At 47.4% G+C, this 18595-nt stretch carries 14 protein-coding genes; 6 read left to right on the top strand and 8 right to left on the bottom strand.

What is annotated here, in order from left to right:
- The first annotated feature begins 6 nt into the window (after positions 1–6).
- A complete protein-coding gene (gene groL / locus HUX64_RS11995) occupies positions 7–1662 on the top strand; it encodes a chaperonin GroEL (protein ID WP_174626467.1) in 1656 nt (551 codons plus the stop codon).
- Positions 1663–2819: 1157 nt separating this feature from the next.
- Entirely contained in the window at positions 2820–3083 is a 264-nt protein-coding gene (locus HUX64_RS11990; protein ID WP_174626466.1) for a hypothetical protein, read from the top strand.
- Positions 3084–3330: 247 nt separating this feature from the next.
- On the opposite strand, the gene kdsB is transcribed toward HUX64_RS11990, so the two are convergent.
- The 8 genes from kdsB to prmB form a co-directional block, all read right to left on the bottom strand.
- Entirely contained in the window at positions 3331–4101 is a 771-nt protein-coding gene (gene kdsB, locus HUX64_RS11985) for a 3-deoxy-manno-octulosonate cytidylyltransferase (RefSeq protein ID WP_174626465.1), read from the bottom strand.
- Positions 4098–4292 (bottom strand): Trm112 family protein, encoded by a 195-nt coding sequence (locus HUX64_RS11980; protein WP_425484259.1) that lies wholly within the window; start codon positions 4290–4292, stop codon positions 4098–4100. The genes kdsB and HUX64_RS11980 overlap by 4 nt, the downstream gene beginning before the upstream one ends.
- Positions 4282–5280 (bottom strand): tetraacyldisaccharide 4'-kinase, encoded by a 999-nt coding sequence (gene lpxK, locus HUX64_RS11975; protein WP_174626464.1) that lies wholly within the window; start codon positions 5278–5280, stop codon positions 4282–4284. Before lpxK ends, HUX64_RS11980 begins: the two co-directional genes overlap by 11 nt.
- Positions 5277–5714 carry an ExbD/TolR family protein gene (locus HUX64_RS11970; RefSeq protein WP_174626463.1) on the bottom strand — a complete coding sequence of 146 codons (438 nt, stop codon included), beginning with the start codon at positions 5712–5714 and terminating at the stop codon, positions 5277–5279. The genes lpxK and HUX64_RS11970 overlap by 4 nt, the downstream gene beginning before the upstream one ends.
- A gap of 4 nt (positions 5715–5718) precedes the next feature.
- Positions 5719–6327: a MotA/TolQ/ExbB proton channel family protein gene (locus HUX64_RS11965; RefSeq protein ID WP_174626480.1), complete on the bottom strand. Its 609-nt coding sequence runs from the start codon at positions 6325–6327 to the stop codon at positions 5719–5721.
- A 94-nt stretch (positions 6328–6421) separates the two neighbouring features.
- Complete coding sequence (locus HUX64_RS11960) at positions 6422–7585, bottom strand: MFS transporter (RefSeq protein ID WP_174626462.1); 1164 nt, start codon at positions 7583–7585, stop codon at positions 6422–6424.
- A 14-nt stretch (positions 7586–7599) separates the two neighbouring features.
- Positions 7600–8688, bottom strand: coding sequence for a chorismate synthase (gene aroC, locus HUX64_RS11955; protein ID WP_174626461.1), 1089 nt, complete (start codon positions 8686–8688; stop codon positions 7600–7602).
- A 3-nt stretch (positions 8689–8691) separates the two neighbouring features.
- The gene (prmB, locus tag HUX64_RS11950; RefSeq protein ID WP_174626460.1) at positions 8692–9633 is read right to left on the bottom strand and encodes a 50S ribosomal protein L3 N(5)-glutamine methyltransferase; all 942 of its coding nucleotides are present in this window, start codon (positions 9631–9633) and stop codon (positions 8692–8694) included.
- Between the two features lie 399 nt (positions 9634–10032).
- Here prmB and fliK point away from each other — a divergent pair, with 399 nt between their 5' ends.
- The 4 genes from fliK to HUX64_RS11930 all read left to right on the top strand — a co-directional run bounded on the left by fliK (position 10033) and on the right by HUX64_RS11930 (position 17577).
- On the top strand, positions 10033–11484 hold the full coding sequence (fliK, locus tag HUX64_RS11945) for a flagellar hook-length control protein FliK (RefSeq protein ID WP_174626459.1): 1452 nt from the start codon (positions 10033–10035) through the stop codon (positions 11482–11484).
- A 1438-nt stretch (positions 11485–12922) separates the two neighbouring features.
- Positions 12923–13645, top strand: a complete 723-nt coding sequence (locus tag HUX64_RS11940; RefSeq protein WP_217426515.1) for a hypothetical protein — start codon at positions 12923–12925, stop codon at positions 13643–13645.
- Between the two features lie 48 nt (positions 13646–13693).
- Positions 13694–14821 (top strand): copper amine oxidase, encoded by a 1128-nt coding sequence (locus HUX64_RS11935; protein WP_174626457.1) that lies wholly within the window; start codon positions 13694–13696, stop codon positions 14819–14821.
- Between the two features lie 44 nt (positions 14822–14865).
- Positions 14866–17577: a putative Ig domain-containing protein gene (locus tag HUX64_RS11930; protein ID WP_217426514.1), complete on the top strand. Its 2712-nt coding sequence runs from the start codon at positions 14866–14868 to the stop codon at positions 17575–17577.
- The last annotated feature ends 1018 nt before the right edge of the window (positions 17578–18595 follow it).

Here is an 18595-nt window from a genome sequence, read left to right as displayed (position 1 = left end):
ATAAAAATGGCAGCAAAAGACGTATTATTTGGTGAGGACGCACGCAACCGTATGGCCAGAGGCGTTAATATTTTAGCAAATGCAGTAAAAGTCACTTTAGGTCCTAAAGGCCGCAATGCAATTCTCGATAAAAGCTTCGGCGCTCCAACCATTACTAAAGATGGTGTATCTGTTGCAAAAGAAATCGAATTAAAAGACAAATTCGAAAACATGGGCGCCCAAATGGTCAAGGAAGTCGCTTCCAAAACTTCTGATGTCGCAGGTGACGGCACCACGACTGCAACTGTATTGGCTCAATCTATCGTAAATGAAGGCATGAAGGCGGTAGCCGCCGGCATGAATCCAATGGATTTGAAACGCGGTATTGATTTGGCAGTTACCAAAGCCGTTAAATCAGTTGTTGCTTCCGCAACGCCTTGCACCGATAACAAGGCGATTGCCCAGGTCGGGACAATTTCTGCTAACTCTGATGAGTCAGTCGGTAAAATCATTGCCGAAGCCATGGAAAAAGTCGGCAAGGAAGGCGTCATTACTGTTGAAGAAGGTTCAGGTCTGGACAACCAGTTAGACGTTGTTGAAGGCATGCAGTTTGACCGCGGTTATTTATCCCCCTACTTCATCAATAAGCAGGAAAGCATGAGTGTCGAGTTGGAAGATCCTCTCATTCTGATTTATGAAAAAAAGATCTCCAATATTCGCGAAATGTTGCCCATTCTGGAAGCTGTTGCCAAATCCGGTCGTCCTTTATTGCTCGTCGCCGAAGATGTTGAAGGCGAAGCCCTGGCAACTCTTGTTGTTAACACCATTCGCGGCATCGTTAAAGTGGCGGCAGTTAAAGCCCCCGGTTTTGGTGATCGCCGTAAAGCCATGCTGGAAGATATTGCCGTACTGACGGGTGGTACCGTTATTTCTGAAGAAGTCGGTTTGAGCCTGGAAAAAGCTGAATTAGCTCAATTGGGTACTGCGAAAAAAGTCCAAATCACTAAAGAAAACACCACGATTATTGATGGCGCAGGTTCCGAATCGCAAATTAAAGGCAGGGTTGCCCAGATCCGCGCCCAAGCTGAAGAGGCGACTTCTGACTATGACAAGGAAAAACTGCAGGAACGTCTGGCTAAGCTGGCAGGCGGTGTGGCAGTGATTAAGGTCGGCGCGGCCACTGAAATTGAAATGAAGGAAAAGAAAGCCCGCGTCGAAGATGCCTTACATTCAACCCGCGCAGCGGTTGAAGAAGGCGTTGTCGCCGGTGGCGGCACCGCCCTGGTGCGTGCGCTTTCTGCACTGGTTGGGCTGGAAGGCGTCAACCATGATCAGACAGTCGGTATTAACATTCTACGCCGCGCAATAGAAGAGCCTTTGCGTCAAATTGTCGCAAACGCAGGCGATGAGCCTTCCGTTGTCTTTAATGAAGTGAAAAATGGCAAGGGCAGCTTCGGTTACAACGCCGCGACCGGACAATACGGCGACATGATTGAGATGGGCATTTTGGATCCTGCGAAAGTAACGCGTACGGCACTGCAAAATGCAGCGTCTGTTGCCGGCTTGATGCTGACTACAGAAGTGATGATCGCTGATGCCCCTAGTGAGGATAAAGGCGGTCATGGTGGCATGCCGGATATGGGCGGCATGGGCGGTATGGGCGGCATGGGCGGCATGATGTAATCGTGTTGCCTTAAAGCTCTTGTTGCTTTAAGTATTTATAAAAGCCCCGCTTGTTATTGAAACAGCCGGGGCTTTTGTATGTTGACGAGCGAATTAATCAAAAAATAGCTGCTTATCTGTCGCTATACAAGCCCGTGATAATTCGGCATCGATTCTCCAATGCATAAGTGATGGCGCATAGCTATGGACCTACTGCGATTTACTGCGGGGCTAGCCGGGAAACTCAATAATTTTGAGATTTAGGTTGGTCGAGTGGTATCGACTGCGATGCAGTCATTAATGTTTTAGAGATGAGAAAATTCTGTTACCGGCAAATACAGTTGTTTGCAGTCACATAGGCCGGGAAATGGAGTTACATGGCAGCCTTAATTGAATTGCCAGTGATTGGCCTGTGTCTTTGGCGGCTTATTCAGCCAAATCGCCAGGGTCATGAAAAATCTCTTGTGCCATCCCGATTCCTCTCCTCATACCAGCCAATACGCCACGTAAAAGACTTTCGCAAATACCTCTAACTGGGGCTTCTTGCTGCCTCTATCGGCCGTTCCGATCATCTCCGTCCGATTATTCGAAGTTCCTTTTCTGATGCTCCTGTAACCAGTCTGGCCCCTTCCTCCCCGTGCCTTCGGCATAGTTTGAAAAGCGGACAATTTATTTATTCTTAAGCCAATAAAGGATTTTAATAAATCTGATTCACATGTAGTTAATAATCCTAAGCTACATAGGTTAGGTGATGAAATACCGGCGCAAGGCATAAAACGATGAAATCCTGCCCTCCATACCAACAGTCTTGACCGAATTACTGGAAGCTGGAATTGTCAATTGATTGAATTCGGTGGAGAACATGACCCTGCTCCCATGCTTGTAAGCATTCATCCTGCTATTTAAATTTTTTACCTGATTAATAAGCTAAACACAGCCAGCGCAAGAGCTGCGGAAATCGTTTGGCAGAACACCTGGCCCGCGGTTCTAGTGTAAACCTCTACTTTGGACGTTTGCCTGTTTCGTTACCGCCTTTGGCGGAGCTACGCTTGAAACTATTAAGGCTTATGTCCCAAAACCAGGAAAGGCCAGGAATGGAAGAGCACGCGCGAAAGAAAAAGAAATGGCGATAACTTTCTCTTGGTCGAGCCAAAAAAGGAGAATGCGCTTCATAGAGAATGCTTAATTTACTACTAAGTGCATCCCTTGGCCATGCAAGTCCAGTAGTTCTGAAGAATATTGCCGTGGCCAACGATATGTGTATATTTACCAATACAACTTCGGATGTGGTAAAGGTAAAGTTCTGGCTAGATATTACTTTTCACCGCAGAGCCTCGATTAACACAAAAAATAATGCTCCCTATGATTTCCCTGGCAAGGATCAAATAGAGGCTGAAGAGCATGGCCTGTATTTCCACCAGCCTGACGAACAGCCTGTATAAGCTCACTGCCGTAGTCACCTTGAGCCCAAGAGTGCAAGAAGTGATTAATGGAGTTCTACTGTAGCTAATTAAATAAGAGTTTTTTGGGAAAATAGTCGATTTTTAAATATGGACAGAGCTAAGGTAGTTTCTAATGCCGAGGTTTTCGGAAAACCGGCATTTTAAGACATGAGAGCTTGCCGCATCAAAAACTGTGAAAACAGGGATTACCCTCTTCAGGAAAATAAAACTGCCTGGATGAGAATAGTCAATGACGTACGCATAATAACCGCTCTACCCGCCTTAAATCTTCGCGGGTATCTACACCGGCTGGAGGAGATTTATCCACGATTTTCACCAGAACCGCTTCGCCGTGCCACAATATCCTCAACTGTTCCAAAGATTCAATCGATTCAAGCGGTGAAGGCTCCCATGAACAGTAACGGTTTAAAAACTCCACTCTATAGGCATACATGCCGATGTGCCTCAGATAGGGCATTTTTCCGGATGGCTTGCCGCCTTCCTGGCTAAATGCATCTCTATCCCAGGGAATGGGAGCGCGGCTAAAATAAAGCGCAAAACCGGCTTTATTCAATACGACTTTTACTGCATTGGGATTAAAAACTTCACCTGAATCCGTGATTTCGGCAGCCAAGGTGGCTATGCCTGCCTGTTTCTGCCCCGCCAGTGCGGAAGCGACTTCGCGAATTGTTGCCGGCGGAATGAGCGGTTCATCGCCCTGCAGGTTAACGACAATTTCAGTATCCGCCCAGCCGCACTGCCGAGCGACTTCGGCAATTCTTTCCGTACCGCTTTGATGATCCGCCCCGGTCATTACTGCTTTAACGCCCAAACCGCTGACTGTCTGAAAAATCCTGTCATCATCCGTGGCGACAATTATTTCCTCGGCATCAGCTTCCTGGGCCCGTTCACAGACATGGGCAATCATGGGTTTGCCTGCAATGCTCAGTAATGGCTTGCCGGGCAGTCTGGTAGATGCATATCTTGCCGGAATGATGACTTTAAAACGTAAGCTCATTTGTATAAGGCGTCGACTTCATCATTGCTTAATTTTCGGGCTTCATCTTCAAGCATGACGGGAATATCGTCGCGGATGGCAAAAGCCAGGCGATCCGCTCTGCAGATGAGTTCCTGCTTGGCTTTATCATAGATTAACGGACTCTTGCACAAGGGACACGCCAGAATATTGAGTAAATTTTTATCGATCATATTTTTCTCTTAATAAGGCTAATAATTGTTCTGAAAAACCCGGTTCAGGCACCGCTTTTACCGGAATATACCAATGTCGATTGCCTGCAAATGCCGAACATTTTACGGCATCTTTTTCGGTCATTAAGACGGGCTTATCATCATTAAATTCTATATCATGACTTTGAAATGGATGATGATCCGGAAAGCTATGATTTGTGCATGACAGGCCGGCTGTTTTCAGCATCTTAAAAAAGCGGTCAGGATGGCCTATGCCAGCCAGTGCATGGCATTTTATACCAATAAATTGTTGCCAGGGTTTTTGCTCCCCGGTAACCAGGTTAATGGCGCTATCGCCGGTAATAGTCATGGAAAATTCATTCTCTTCCAGTTTTTTTCCATTAACGACAATAAAATCAACAGACTGTAATCGGTTTATAGGTTCACGCAAAGGCCCGGCGGGTAAACAGCGACCATTGCCAAAGCGCTTTTCACCATCAATCACGGCAATTTCAATATCTCTATGCAAGGCATAATGCTGTAGGCCGTCATCGGATAATAGGACATTACAATCTGTATGCCGCTGCAACATTCTTGTGGCATCTACACGCATTGGGCTGACAACCATAGGACAACCCGTTTGTTCGGCTATCAACAAAGCTTCATCCCCGACCCGTTTGACATCGCTGTTTGCAGTTACCCATTGCGGCCATACTTCAGACCGCCCGCCATAGCCTCTGCTGATAATGCCGGGCCGATAGCCTGTCTTTTCAAGAAGCCGGGCTAGCCAGATAATTAACGGGGTTTTACCTGTGCCGCCTACAGTAATATTCCCTATCACGATAACCGGAACAGGCACTGTGTGTTTTTTAAGTACGCCGAGGCTATATAAAAACTGTCGCAATCTGACAGCGATACTAAATACTACGCCCAGCGGTATAAGCAGCCTGCCGATAACCGAGTCTTTATACCAACTATTTACCAGCCATCGGGCCAGCCTTGTTTTCATTTCCCCGTCTTTGAATGTTGGGCTGCAAAAGTGATATGGCTGAAGCCGGCATCACCGGCCGCTTCCAAGGCAGAAATTACAGACTGATGGGGAGTCTTGCCGTCGGCATTGATAATGAAAGGAAGCTGGCCTGAATGTTCTGCGAGCTTATGCAGTTCCTGTTTTAAGGTATTTATGTTCTGATTGACCAATTCATGAGGCAAACCATCATCGCCTTGCAAATAATAACTGCCATCTGCATCAATAGTCAGCGTAACCATTTTGGGATGCTCTTCGGCGTCCGCGCCAGCCGCCTCAGGCAGCTTGATATTGACTTCGGTATTCCGGTTAAAGGTGGTGGAAACCATGAAAAAAAGCAACAGCACAAACAGAACATCAATCATGGATATCAGGGTAATATCCAGTTTTTCCCTTTTTTTACGTCGAAAATTCATAGTTTTACTCGCGATCGCCGTGCAGCATATCTATCAGTTTTAGAGATTCCGCTTCCATCTCCACCACATAATCATCGACCAGTCTTTCAAAATAACGATGAAAAATCAAACTGGGAATACCTACGGTGAGGCCTGCTGCCGTAGTTATCAATGCTACTGAAATACCGCCCGCCAAAACCGACGGATCGCCGGAGCCGTGCTGCATAAGAGAGGAAAAGATGTCAATCATGCCGAATACTGTGCCCAATAAACCGAGCAATGGGGTAATGGTTGCGATAGTGCCCAGGGTATTAAGAAAGCGTTCCAGGTTATGAGCCACCTGCCGGCCTGCTTCTTCAATACATTCTTTCATGATATCCCGGCCGTGATGGCTATTGGCAAGGCCGGCCGCCAAAATACAACCCAGAGGGGAACTGGTTTTCAAGCGGCGCAGCATGACATCATCAAGCTTTTTTTCACGGGATAATTTCCATACCTGCGAGACCAGTTCCGGCGGTAAAATCTTGCTTTTTTGTAAAGACCAAAAACGTTCGCCGATAATGCCCATGGCTGCAATCGAGCAGATAATGATGGGCAGCATCAGCCAGCCGCCGCTTTTTATTATTTCAAACACATTATTTCCTGAATAGTCAATCAAGGAGTCAAGACTGTAGCCGGCTTTAATCGCCATGGCGGAAGAATCCGCCTCTACAGATACTCGTCTTATTTTAGCTTAATGCCGCTTTATTTTGAGTAATTTCCCGGCCGACCCACGTATAAGCGATGATAAAGGCAATACCGCATGTTGCAGCGGCCATTGTATAAACCAGCTCAGGGCTTAACGCCTCCCAATAGTAGCCGCCAAAAAGACTACCCAGCATTCCGCCCAGCCCCATGCCCGCGCTGCTGTATAGCGCCTGACCTTTACCCTGATGCTGATGGCCGAAATAAATATGAACCAGATGGATAGCAGCGACATGGGCCGAACCAAACGTAGCGGCATGTAATAATTGGGCAATAATTAACAAGCCCGGATAATCAGCATACCAGGCAATCAGCAACCAGCGAATGATGGATAACAAGATACTGAAAAGTAAAATTTTTCTCAAAGAAAAGCGGGTTAACAAGCGGCGCATATAAATAAATAAAAAAATCTCCGCGAAAACGCCAAGAGCCCAGAGAATACCTGTTAATGTCCCGTTGTAATGATGGTGATTCAGATAGATGGAATAAAAGACGTAATAGGGTGCATGAGCCGCCTGTAATAACATATACACAGCCAGAAAAGCTAAAACTTCCGGTTTTTTCAGTATCTGCAGAAGACTGGCCGGAGCTGAACTATCGGTGGCAGCATGCGCCTGCGGAGTTATTAAAGTTACGCACCAGGTCAAAATCAATAAAGCCGTAATTACCAGCGGCAGTATCGTAATTGGCTGACTGTCCAACAGCCAGCCTATAGTCAATACTGCAACAATAAAGCCGAAAGAGCCCCATAATCTTATCTGGCTGTAACGGTGAGATTCACTTTTTAAATGGAACAACGTGGCGGCTTCAAATTGCGGCAACACAGCATTCCAGAAAAAACTGAAACCCACCGTTATCCAGGCATACCAGAAATAACTGTGGATAAATAAAAAGCCGGCAAATATTAACGCGGCAAAAAACGAGGCTATGCGGATTATTCGCAAGCTTTTGCAGGTATGATCAGCAATCCAGCCCCATAAGTTGGGGGCAATAATTTTGGTGCCGACCAGCAATGCTGAAAGCTTGCCGATTTCAACCGGGTTAAAACCGCTATCTTTCAGATACAGGCTCCAGTAGGGTAAATGAGCGCCTAATGCAGCAAAGAAAAAGAAATAAAAACCCGACAGCCGCCAGTAAGGAACAGTCATCTAAAGATTAATCACTATCTTAAGATCGGCAAGCCTGACTTGACATCACTGTTTTGCGCACGATGACGTAAAAAATGGTCCATAAGTACGAGCGCCATCATGGCTTCAGCAATCGGCGTTGCGCGGATACCTACGCAAGGGTCATGACGGCCCAGGGTAGCAACCTCAATCGCGTTGCCCTGTAGATCAATGCTCTTGGCGGGCAGACGCAAACTGGAAGTGGGTTTTAAGGCAATACTGGCGGTAATATCCTGGCCGCTGGAAATACCTCCCAAAATCCCGCCGGCATGATTGCTCAAAAAACCTTCCGGTGTAATTTCATCGCGGAATTGCGTGCCTTTGGTGTTTATGCAGGCAAATCCGTCGCCAATTTCCACGCCTTTTACCGCATTAATACTCATCAAGGCATAGGCGAGCTCCGCATCGAGCCGATCAAACACCGGTTCGCCTAACCCCGGCTGGACATTGGTGGCTACGACCTCAATCCGCGCCCCGATGGACTCGCCTTCCTTGCGTAAAGCGTCCATGTAGGCTTCCATTTCGGCGACTTTATCAGCATCGGGACAGAAAAAAGGGTTGTCATCAATGACAGCCCAATCCAGTTTTTCAATTTTTATAGGACCCAGTTGCGACAGGTAGCCGCGAATCTCTATGCCGGCCTGCTCCTTGAGATATTTTTTGGCAATGCCGCCGGCGGCCACGCGCATGGCCGTTTCACGAGCGGAAGAACGCCCGCCGCCGCGGTAATCCCTGAAGCCATACTTATGCTGATAGGTATAATCGGCATGTCCCGGTCTGAATGAATCAGCGATTTTGGAATAATCCTTTGACCGTTGATCAGTATTTTCAATTAAAAGACCAATAGGCGTCCCCGTCGTTTTGCCTTCAAACACGCCGGAAAGAATTCTTACTTCATCGGCTTCACGGCGTTGAGTTGTATGCCTGGAGGTACCGGGTTTCCTGCGATCCAGATCAAGCTGTAAATCGGCTTCCGTTAATGTCATTCCCGGCGGGCAGCCGTCAACGATGCAGCCTATGGCAGGCCCATGACTTTCACCAAACGAAGTGACTGTAAATAATTTTCCCAGAGTGTTTCCGGACATAATCTAGGTTAACGATGCCAAAAATAATTCGTGATATTGATTGACCTGGTCAGCCGTCAGCAAAAATACCCCATCGCCGCCGCGCTTAAAATCCAGCCAGTAGAAAGGCACTTCAGGAAAAGTATCCTGCAATGTTTCGGCGCTGCTGCCGACTTCCACAATCAAAACCCCTTGCTCCGTCAAATAATCATCGGCATCGGCCAGAATGCGTAACACAATATCGAGACCTGAATGCCCGCCTTTAAAACCTATATCCGGCTCGGCCCGAAACTCTTTGGGCAATTGCTCCCATTCTGCCAGGGCTACATAAGGCGGATTACTGACAATGACATCGTAGCGGGCATCCGGCAGCTCATTAAAAAGATCCGACCGGTAAAGCTCCACCGACTCGGAAAGTTGATGATTTGCCACATTTAATGCCGCGACGGCAAGTGCATCGGCTGATGAGTCTACCGCATCAACCTGAGCATCCGGGAAGGCATGGGCGCAAGCTATGGCTATGCAGGCGCTGCCGGTGCACAAATCCAGAATGAGACTGACCTGATCGGCTTCGACCCACGGAGCAAAGCGCTGTTCGATAAGTTCAGCAATAGGAGATCTTGGAACCAGCACCCGTTCATCAACATAAAATGACAAGCCTGCAAAAATGGCTTCATGGGTTAAATAAGCCGCCGGCTTTCTTTCGCTGATACGTCTGGCGATGATATCAATAACTGCCTGGCGCTCTTTCAATGTTAATACGGCTTCCAGATAAGGTTCAGCGAGATTATAAGGCTGATGAACGGTATGCAGTACCAATGCCGCCGCTTCATCCAGGGCTGTAGCTGTGCCGTGTCCAAAACAAACCCCGGCTTCGGTAAACCGGCTCGCGCCCCAACGGATATAATCCCGGATTGTCGATAGTACGGTTAAAACCTCGGAAGGCGGTGTTTCATTGCTCGACATAGAAATAAAGTAAGGGTCAGTATTTAACTCAAAGCTGAATTTTAAACTAATCTTTAAGAGCCTGCCCTATTTAAAACAATTCAGTGGTCCCCAAAACAACTCATTAGCAGAATTACATCTCTGCTGAATATTATTAGCGTTTTTGCATGCCTATAAAAAAAATGCTTAAAAAAGTTTCTGAACTGCCTCGAATATTAGCCATGCCATGCACATGTACTATAAATACGGTAATACCCAAAAAATGAAATCAAGAATAGACTGCCCCTTGGCTTAGAGTACATCAACGTGGATATCAAGCCGCCAGTAAATGCCCAAAGCCAGTTAGCCTTTAACCCGCTTGCGAAAAATTATTTAAACCTGAAAACAGGGCAGAAGGTTGACGTCAAAGTGATAAGCACAATGGCATCGGCAGAAAAAAACACCTTCCTTTTAAAACTTGCCGATAACATCATAAAGGCACAAAGCAATCATGGGATCAGGCTTGATCCCGGGCAAAACCTGGTGCTTCAGGTCACCAAAATTGCCCCTGCGATTGAGTTTAAAATTCTCAATGCTTTGCCTGAACTGAAACCCCAGCCATTATCTTCCTCGGAAAAGCAACTTCAAACAACCGGCTTGCGCTTCATATTGACTCCGCCTATTACCGAAAAGCAGGATGTCCTTAAAAGTTTCGAATCGTCACTTTCTTTAAAACAACAATTGGAAGTAAAAATTGTCGGGTTTGAAGGCAATAAAATACAGCTGCAAGTTTTTACTGATAACCTTGTCCAGCCAAGTCATGGACAGCCGGTAGATGCAATCACTAGACAAGCCGTTATCTTGAATATCGAACGATCCCAGCTGCAATTTATTAAAACCATTACAATAAATAAATCAACTTTAACTGATCCCTTGCCTGATTTATTAAAAAAATCTCCGGAATTTAAAATCGGTCAATATCTGACAGTAGAAATCACTAAAACCGGAGCGATGCCTGAATTCAGGATTATTCCGTCAGTCGGCACTATTACCCCCGAAAAAATAACCGAGCTGGTAAAGTTGTTCCTGCCCCGGCAGGAATCCTCGCCTGTCCTTTTAAATCAACTCATAAAAGAATTGCCGCAACTGATAAAAAATGAAAACGTTGCGCAAGCCTTAAAGCGTATCGCCCTGGAAATTCTGCAGAATCTGCCGGTCCAGGAACGATTGAGCACTAGCCAGGGCGTTAAGTACTCCATTAACAATTCCGGCGTTTTTCTTGAAGCCAGGCTGAAATCAATGGCCGGAAACTCCGAATTAAATGTCGCACAGGACTTTAAAGCCAATCTACTCAAATTTATTCATGCCTTAAAGCAGGAAGTCATCATACAAAATGCCCAAAAACTGCACGACGCCGATCTGAACCTGCTTAAGAATCTGCAGCAGAAAGCCGAAAATACTGTGGCCAGAATTATACTGGATCAATTGCTATCTTTACCGAAAGAGGATAATTCCAAACAGCTATGGCACCTTGAACTGCCTTTTATGGCTAGAGACACAGCAGACGCAGTCGATATTGAAATAGAAGGGGAGAAGGAAAAGGATCGGCAGGCAGGCAGCGGCAACTGGTCAGTCAATATCACTGTTAGCCCACCGGGGGTGGGCATGATTCATTGCCTTGTTGCATACCGGAATGGCGTTATCAATACCAGTTTTCGCAGCCAGAATCCTCAAACGGCTGATCTTATTAATGACAACCTGGATTATTTAAAAGGACAGCTTGAAGATGCCGGGTTAAAAGCTGGACATATGAGCGCTCAGGACGGGCTTCCTCCCCTAAAACCATTACTACCCCAAACAGGAGAGAAAAAACTTTTTGATGAAAATGCCTAATTTTTCTCTTAACTGCTTCAGGGTTCAGGATAGTGGAGATCGCGCGCAGAACCGGTCTCCCTGACTAATTAAGCCATTTCCATACTCATACGGCAGATATTGGCGTAAAAAGCCGGCTTCAACTTATCCAATGTCGCGATGTCATCCCGATTTTCGAGGCTACAAATCACCGCACGCAACGTGATTAGTAGAATTTCAGGTAAGAGATTGTAACTTTTTCAATTAATAGAAGGGACATCAACTATCCAAGCCTATTAACATCCCGATTTTTCCGTCCTATTGTCAATGCATCTTTTTTTGCGGGTGCTACACAATTAAATCTGATTGCTTTTTAACGAGGCGGCCCCGGCCCATCCATAAAATAGTTAATATAATTCAAATGAGCTATTGCATCGCCATTAACCTTAGTATAAAGGACGCCCCTTTTATAAAGCCGGCATTTAGTCATGCTGCAATAAGGGCAAAACCTGAAAAATAAATAGATGCGTATCTCAGGCATATTTCAATAATAATAATGGACAATATAAATCTTAAAATTTTATTGGTAAGTTATTTACTCTTCAATAAGATATCAAAAAGTTTTTATGCCGATTATCAAGGATTAATCACGAAAAAAATTAATTTTATAACACTGCTGTTTAGCAAAGCAGGTTATCTGTTGTTGAGGAGTATTTTCACTATATTTAAATTGCATGCGGATTTTTTCTAAAGCCTCATCCCAGGCAACGAAGCAAATAAGCTAGAGTATTTAACCGATTAACATCAAGTAAAGCGATAAATATTACGAGTTTTAAAGCATTTCCCTCTCTCGTTTTAGCTGCTTTACCCTATAAGTTTGCCATGCTCAATGCAGTCCCAAGGATTTCAACGCCAGAAATTGAGTTAATTTTAAGTATTTATTGAGATGGGTTCTATGGATATTTAAGCTGAAGTTAATAATAATAAGACTGTGATAACCCATTTATTCATTCGATGTATGATAAGGTTTTCATGAGTGTCCTAACTATCATCAAATGGTCTCATTTAATAAATATCTGGTTAATTTTGAAATTATTCTGGAGCTATAACTATGAAAAAATTACATAAAACTATCTATAAGCCAATAGAATTATTCTATAAAGTACGCAAGGCATAGATAACTCTTACAGAGTGTATTTAGCATCGCGCTATTCAGGAACTGACCATTTTCCTAGTGCATCAGTTATAACGAACAAACTGAAGTTTAATTTTGACATGGTTAATACTTTACATGGTCATAATAATCGTAATTAACACAGATACTGGGCGGCGAATCCGGCTCCCAATCTTGTTGTAATTTATCCTACTAAATCTAATATAGAGAAAATTCAAGATCATGACAGCTTTTCCCTCCAGATTCAGGTTATACCTATTTCGGACCCTGGCCAGCCTGGGCCTACCATTACTGACGTGGTTGCTTTTGTTGCCTACTGAAGCGGTCAGTCGAACCCGTGTCCCGGCGGACGAGCAACGAACGGTGGAAGTAACGGGCCCGCGCGGCCGAAATCCTTTGGCGCCGAGTGAAATCGCTCGCGTAAAGCAAGTTGCCGATTCCTCGGCGCAGATAAAGAGCGCCAGAGAAAGGGCAGCGGGCACCCCTAGGCCGCCCAGATTGAGGCAGTTATTAGATGACGTTCCAGTCCTCTATGCACAACGCCATAATGAGGATAAGAACGACGATCTCCAGACGCGCAAAGCCGACGTTTTTTACTATAACTACACGACCAATGAGGCTATTCGTGTCGTGACTGATCCAAACCGTAACGCCGTTCTAGAGACTCATGTGGCAAAGGGAGTAACCAATCAGCCCTTTTTTTCAAGTGCTGAAGTAAAAGCGGCCTTGCAGCTTGTTTTTGAACATCCAGAACTGGGTTCCAGACTTCAGACCAGCTACCTGAATATTACCGGTCACAATTTGAATGATATCAGCCTTCTAGAAGCACAAGGAGGGATATTTTTTCCTGATTCAGCTGCCCATACTCCTCTTGAAGACATCGCCGCAGTCTGTGCTGTGGACCGTTGCATGCAATTGTTTATTACCATTGATGATGCAAGATTCATAGACATGAGCGACCTTATAGTCAATCTCTCGACTGGAGAAGTCCTGTCGGGAGGCGAGGCTCCATCCGGGCATACTCACTAAACTTATTCAGGACAGACGACAATGAGAACAACCAGCCTCGTAAAGGTAATGGCATTCGCAGCTACAACCCTCTTGACCCTAGCTAATGGCGCCGCACGGGCAGCCTGTGCACCTAATTCCATTGATGTTTCGATGACGAATGGGGCACGCTGGGAGTTATGCTGGGTGGCTGACCCTAAAAAAGGACTGGTGCTAAACCAGATTACCCTCACACCAACATCGGGTGGGCCGAGGACGCTCATTCTCGAGCAGGCTTCATTGGCTCAGGTATTGGTAGCTTATGACAACGGCATGAGCAACCAGTACCATGTCAGTGATGCCGGTCTACCATTAACACCACTTAGCACTACTGATTGTCCGGGCGGTACATTATTGGCGGATGGCAGTGGTAATCCGCTACTTTGCCGGATGAAAGTGCCACGCGGCTATGCCTGGCGCGGCACCGGGCAAATTCAAGGGGAAAGCCTGATCATATTCGGAGTGAGCGCCGCCGGTGGGGATACCTACATTCAGCAGTGGATCTTTGACGACGCCGGCACTATACATCCTATGCTAGGAGTGAGTGGGCAGTTGGATCCTTCGCGCGATTCCACAGCCGATACAGGCTGGCCGATCAGCGCACCCGTGCGCTATGCAACGAATCGATTTCATACCGCCTACTGGCGCCTTGACTTTAGCCTGGGAGGGCCGACAAATGATCTGTTCCAGCAATTGAACTACACGGCTGACAACACCGGCTATGTAATCAATCAAACAATCACTGACATTACTTCGGAAGGCAAATTTACCATCTCCCCCGAAGCCAAGCGCTTCTGGGTAGTGAAGGATAAAGTAATCAGCAACGCGTCCAATGGGCAAAAAATTTCCTTTCAAATCGTGCCAGAGCATACCTCAGTTCATCGTGGCAGCGATGCTTTTACCGGCTTTGATATTTATGTCACTCAGAATAAGGCATGCGAGCAATTCGCCTCATACAATCCTACCGGCGGAGGATGCGGAGCGGATTTAACCCAGTTTATCACTCCTGCGGAAGCTCTCAGCGATCCGGTAATATGGGTCGGTACCACATGGCACCAGGTGCCGCGTGCTGAGGATGAGTCAGACGTCCAGACGCATTGGCAAGGAGTTATTCTCGCGCCTCGCGATTTGACCGCCACCTCTCCTTTTAATAATTGAGCAAGATAAGGTAATTTGAAATGAGACCATCTGTCTTAACGTTAGTGAATATTAGAGTCCTAGGCATTGTCGCGCTGCTGTCGACTTTCTCGTTGCTGCCATCGCAAACCGTACGCGCGGTCACCACTGAGGCGCTCAGCTGTACCCCGGAATACCAGATTGTCCAGACGTTCTCTAACCAGGCTAAGTGGGAAATGTGTTGGGAGCCTAGAGCCGGGTACGGCTATCGGCTAAACCAAGTCATCTTCACTCCGCCGAACGGAATCCGCAGAAAGATCCTGCACTCCCTGCACGTAGCCCAGTTGTTTGTTCCCTACGATGACAATGGCGCGCGTTACCACGACATCTCATACGGAACAAATCTCGCAGTCCTGTCTGCGGCAGAATGCCCGGCTGGTTCTCTGCTCACGAACTCTACCTTGTGTTTAGTGCATCGTCCGGCGGGATACTTGTTCAAAAATGTAAGTGCCGGTGTTTCAGCTCAAGGCGACAGCTTTGCAGTCTTCGGCTACTATGGAGTTGGACAATACTATTACGTCTTTCAATACACCTTCTTTGATGACGGATCGATAGAGCCAGGCGTGATTGCCAGTGGCGCCCTGCAACGCTATAACGCTAATTCAACAAGCACCACTTGGCCAGTAGCCGGTCAGCGAGCCGTCAACCATAACCATAATGTCATTTGGCGCATGGATTTCGACCTCAATGGATCTGCAAATAACAGCGTGGAACGAATCAATTTCGCAGATCCATCTCTGCCAGCCAGTAGCGATCAGCGAAACATGACCATTATCCCTCTTACAACCGAAACCAAGGAGACAAATAATCTCACTAACGCAACCTTTTGGCGCGTACGGAATACCGTCGAGAACAATGCGGATGGACGCAGTATCTCCTACGAAATTGAACCCAACGTCACGGATCAGCTGCGAGCCCCAGAGGATTTCACTCAATATGACTTTTATTTGACCCAGTATAGGTCTACCGAAGAGCTAGTCGACAATGGTCTTGTTGGATATGTCAATGGCGAAGCCGTAACGGATGTTGTGTTATGGTATCAAGTGAATTTCCACCATGTTCCGCGCGGTGAAGATGACGTTCGAATGCCAGCGCATAAGCAAGGCTTTCGCATCCGCCCGCGCGATGTCACAATAACGTCGGCAGTAAATCCGGTGAATCATCCTCCTGCAGTCACCAATCCTGGCGCCCAGACGACGGCCGTGAGTACGAGCGTGAACCTGCAGATCATGGCGACTGATGCCGACGGGGACACGTTAAGCTACAGCGCCAGCGGCCTGCCTACGGGACTCAGCATCAATCCCGGCACCGGTCTCATCAGCGGCACCACCTCCGCCACTGCCGGAAGCTTCACCGCCACGGTGACAGTTAGCGATGGGCATTCCGGCGGCACTGCCAGCACCAGCTTCGGCTGGACTGTGGCGGCCGCTGGCGGCTCAGGAACCCAGACTTTCTCCGCCCCTGGCGCTATCACCATTAACGATAATGCGCCTGCCGCACCCTATCCGGCGATCGTCAATGTCAGCGGTATGTCCGGTACCATCAGCAAAATGGTCGTGACGCTCAAAGGTTTGACGCATACTTATCCGGCCGATCTCGATGTTTTGCTGGTCGGTCCAGGAGGACAGAAGGTCATGCTAATGTCGGATGCGGGCGCTGGAGCGGATATCAGTAATGCCACTATTACCTTCGACGCCGCGGCCGCTGTAGCTGTACCCCAAAGCACGGTAATAACGACAGGTAGCTATCGGCCTACGGATTACGCCCTTGGGTCTACCGACAGTTTTCCGGCACCGGGGCCAGCAGCTCCTTATCCGGCTGACCTTGCGGTAGTCAATGGAACGTCGCCAAATGGAGACTGGAAGTTATTCGTCCTCGATGACGCAGGTGCCGATGCTGGTCAACTTGCGAACGGCTTTACGTTGACGATTACGACGGGCACAACCAGTGGCAATACGCCTCCTGCAGTCACCAATCCTGGCGCCCAGACGACGGCCGTGAGTACGAGCGTGAACCTGCAGATCATGGCGACTGATGCCGACGGGGACACGTTAAGCTACAGCGCCAGCGGCCTGCCTACGGGACTCAGCATCAATCCCGGCACCGGTCTCATCAGCGGCACCACCTCCGCCACTGCCGGAAGCTTCACCGCCACGGTGACAGTTAGCGATGGGCATTCCGGCGGCACTGCCAGCACCAGCTTCGGCTGGACTGTGGCGGCCGCTGGCGGCTCAGGAACCCAGACTTTCTCCGCCCCTGGCGCTATCACCATTAACGATAATGCGCCTGCCGCACCCTATCCGGCGATCGTCAATGTCAGCGGTATGTCCGGTACCATCAGCAAAATGGTCGTGACGCTCAAAGGTTTGACGCATACTTATCCGGCCGATCTCGATGTTTTGCTGGTCGGTCCAGGAGGACAGAAGGTCATGCTAATGTCGGATGCGGGCGCTGGAGCGGATATCAGTAATGCCACTATTACCTTCGACGCCGCGGCCGCTGTAGCTGTACCCCAAAGCACGGTAATAACGACAGGTAGCTATCGGCCTACGGATTACGCCCTTGGGTCTACCGACAGTTTTCCGGCACCGGGGCCAGCAGCTCCTTATCCGGCTGACCTTGCGGTAGTCAATGGAACGTCGCCAAATGGAGACTGGAAGTTATTCGTCCTCGATGACGCAGGTGCCGATGCTGGTCAACTTGCGAACGGCTTTACGTTGACGATTACGGCTCAGTAAAGAAGCGTAGTAATAAACCTGAGAGTAGCAGGAAGTATGGGCCGTCGATTATCAAGGCGGCGGTCCTACAAACCGGCAAATGATGGCAAAGGGACGCTAGCAATTGTTGAAGTACATTACATACAGTATGCCGGAATCATTACTGCTGCGAACAGGGGGGTGCTTCATTAAGCAGAAGCATCCGCTGAAGCCGCGCAGCAGATTGATGGCGGTATCTTTCAAAGTCAGACTGGCCTGGGTGGATTCGAACTTCGAACATATCTTACGACTGCGTCTTCGACCCCGAATTCGCCCTTGTCTGTCTGGTTACGCCTGTTGAAAATTAATCAAGGTCGTTAATCTTCTGAAATAGATTGGTGCAATAACTCAATCTCAGCATAAAGAGTCTCATCATGACCAAAAGCCTCGTAAATTTGATATTTATTTTAAATTAAAAAAAGTTAAATAGTTAAAGACTAAGTGCTGCGCCCGCCACCTTTGTCAAGATATAAATACGAGATATAAATACCGGTGAAACATTTGTCAGGCGCTGTTTAAACAAGTAGAAGCTGAACCATCGGACTAAGCGGCATAGGTCATCCCCTGCCCGCAAATTAGAGCCTTATACGCGTAGCGGCCGGATACTATAAATCACAGGAACCGATTACATCCGTTTTTCGGGACCACATTAACTGAGAATATTCGGTAATCAGGAACCACATTAACTGAGAATGAGGCTATCGGAAAATTTCAAGCTGGCTGTCGCCTCAAAGTAAAAATTTTATGCGGCTATTCTGTCTGGATTAACGACCTTAACTATTTGGAGGCGAGTGGATCCCCTAGCTCATACATGCCAAAACGGTCGGGATGTCTCCGATAAGGGCTGAACGTGCCGCCTAATTCCGGCGTTAACTGGAAGCCTTCAGTCGCTGCGAGACAGGAGTCGAGTAGTCCCCAGAAGCGATAGGGCATGTGTTTTCACGGAGCGTTTTTTGCGTAGTGAAAATGCAGGCTTTACGAAATCGCGTCGAGTCATATA

Origin of the sequence: Candidatus Methylobacter favarea (genome assembly GCF_902806695.1) — a bacterium.
Lineage (GTDB): Bacteria > Pseudomonadota > Gammaproteobacteria > Methylococcales > Methylomonadaceae > Methylobacter_B > Methylobacter_B favarea.
Note: the sequence above shows the minus strand (reverse complement) of the source record. Positions and strands in the feature narration are given on the sequence as shown.

Bases quoted from the DNA above. Each gene is read 5' to 3' on its own strand.
- groL (WP_174626467.1), top strand. From the start codon at position 7: ATGGCAGCAAAAGACGTATTATTTGGTGAGGACGCACGCAACCGTATG.
- HUX64_RS11990 (WP_174626466.1), top strand. From the start codon at position 2,820: ATGCTTAATTTACTACTAAGTGCATCCCTTGGCCATGCAAGTCCAGTA.
- kdsB (WP_174626465.1), bottom strand. From the start codon at position 4,101: ATGAGCTTACGTTTTAAAGTCATCATTCCGGCAAGATATGCATCTACC.
- HUX64_RS11980 (WP_425484259.1), bottom strand. From the start codon at position 4,292: ATGATCGATAAAAATTTACTCAATATTCTGGCGTGTCCCTTGTGCAAG.
- lpxK (WP_174626464.1), bottom strand. From the start codon at position 5,280: ATGAAAACAAGGCTGGCCCGATGGCTGGTAAATAGTTGGTATAAAGAC.
- HUX64_RS11970 (WP_174626463.1), bottom strand. From the start codon at position 5,714: ATGAATTTTCGACGTAAAAAAAGGGAAAAACTGGATATTACCCTGATA.
- HUX64_RS11960 (WP_174626462.1), bottom strand. From the start codon at position 7,585: ATGACTGTTCCTTACTGGCGGCTGTCGGGTTTTTATTTCTTTTTCTTT.
- aroC (WP_174626461.1), bottom strand. From the start codon at position 8,688: ATGTCCGGAAACACTCTGGGAAAATTATTTACAGTCACTTCGTTTGGT.
- prmB (WP_174626460.1), bottom strand. From the start codon at position 9,633: ATGTCGAGCAATGAAACACCGCCTTCCGAGGTTTTAACCGTACTATCG.
- fliK (WP_174626459.1), top strand. From the start codon at position 10,033: ATGGCATCGGCAGAAAAAAACACCTTCCTTTTAAAACTTGCCGATAAC.
- HUX64_RS11935 (WP_174626457.1), top strand. From the start codon at position 13,694: ATGGCATTCGCAGCTACAACCCTCTTGACCCTAGCTAATGGCGCCGCA.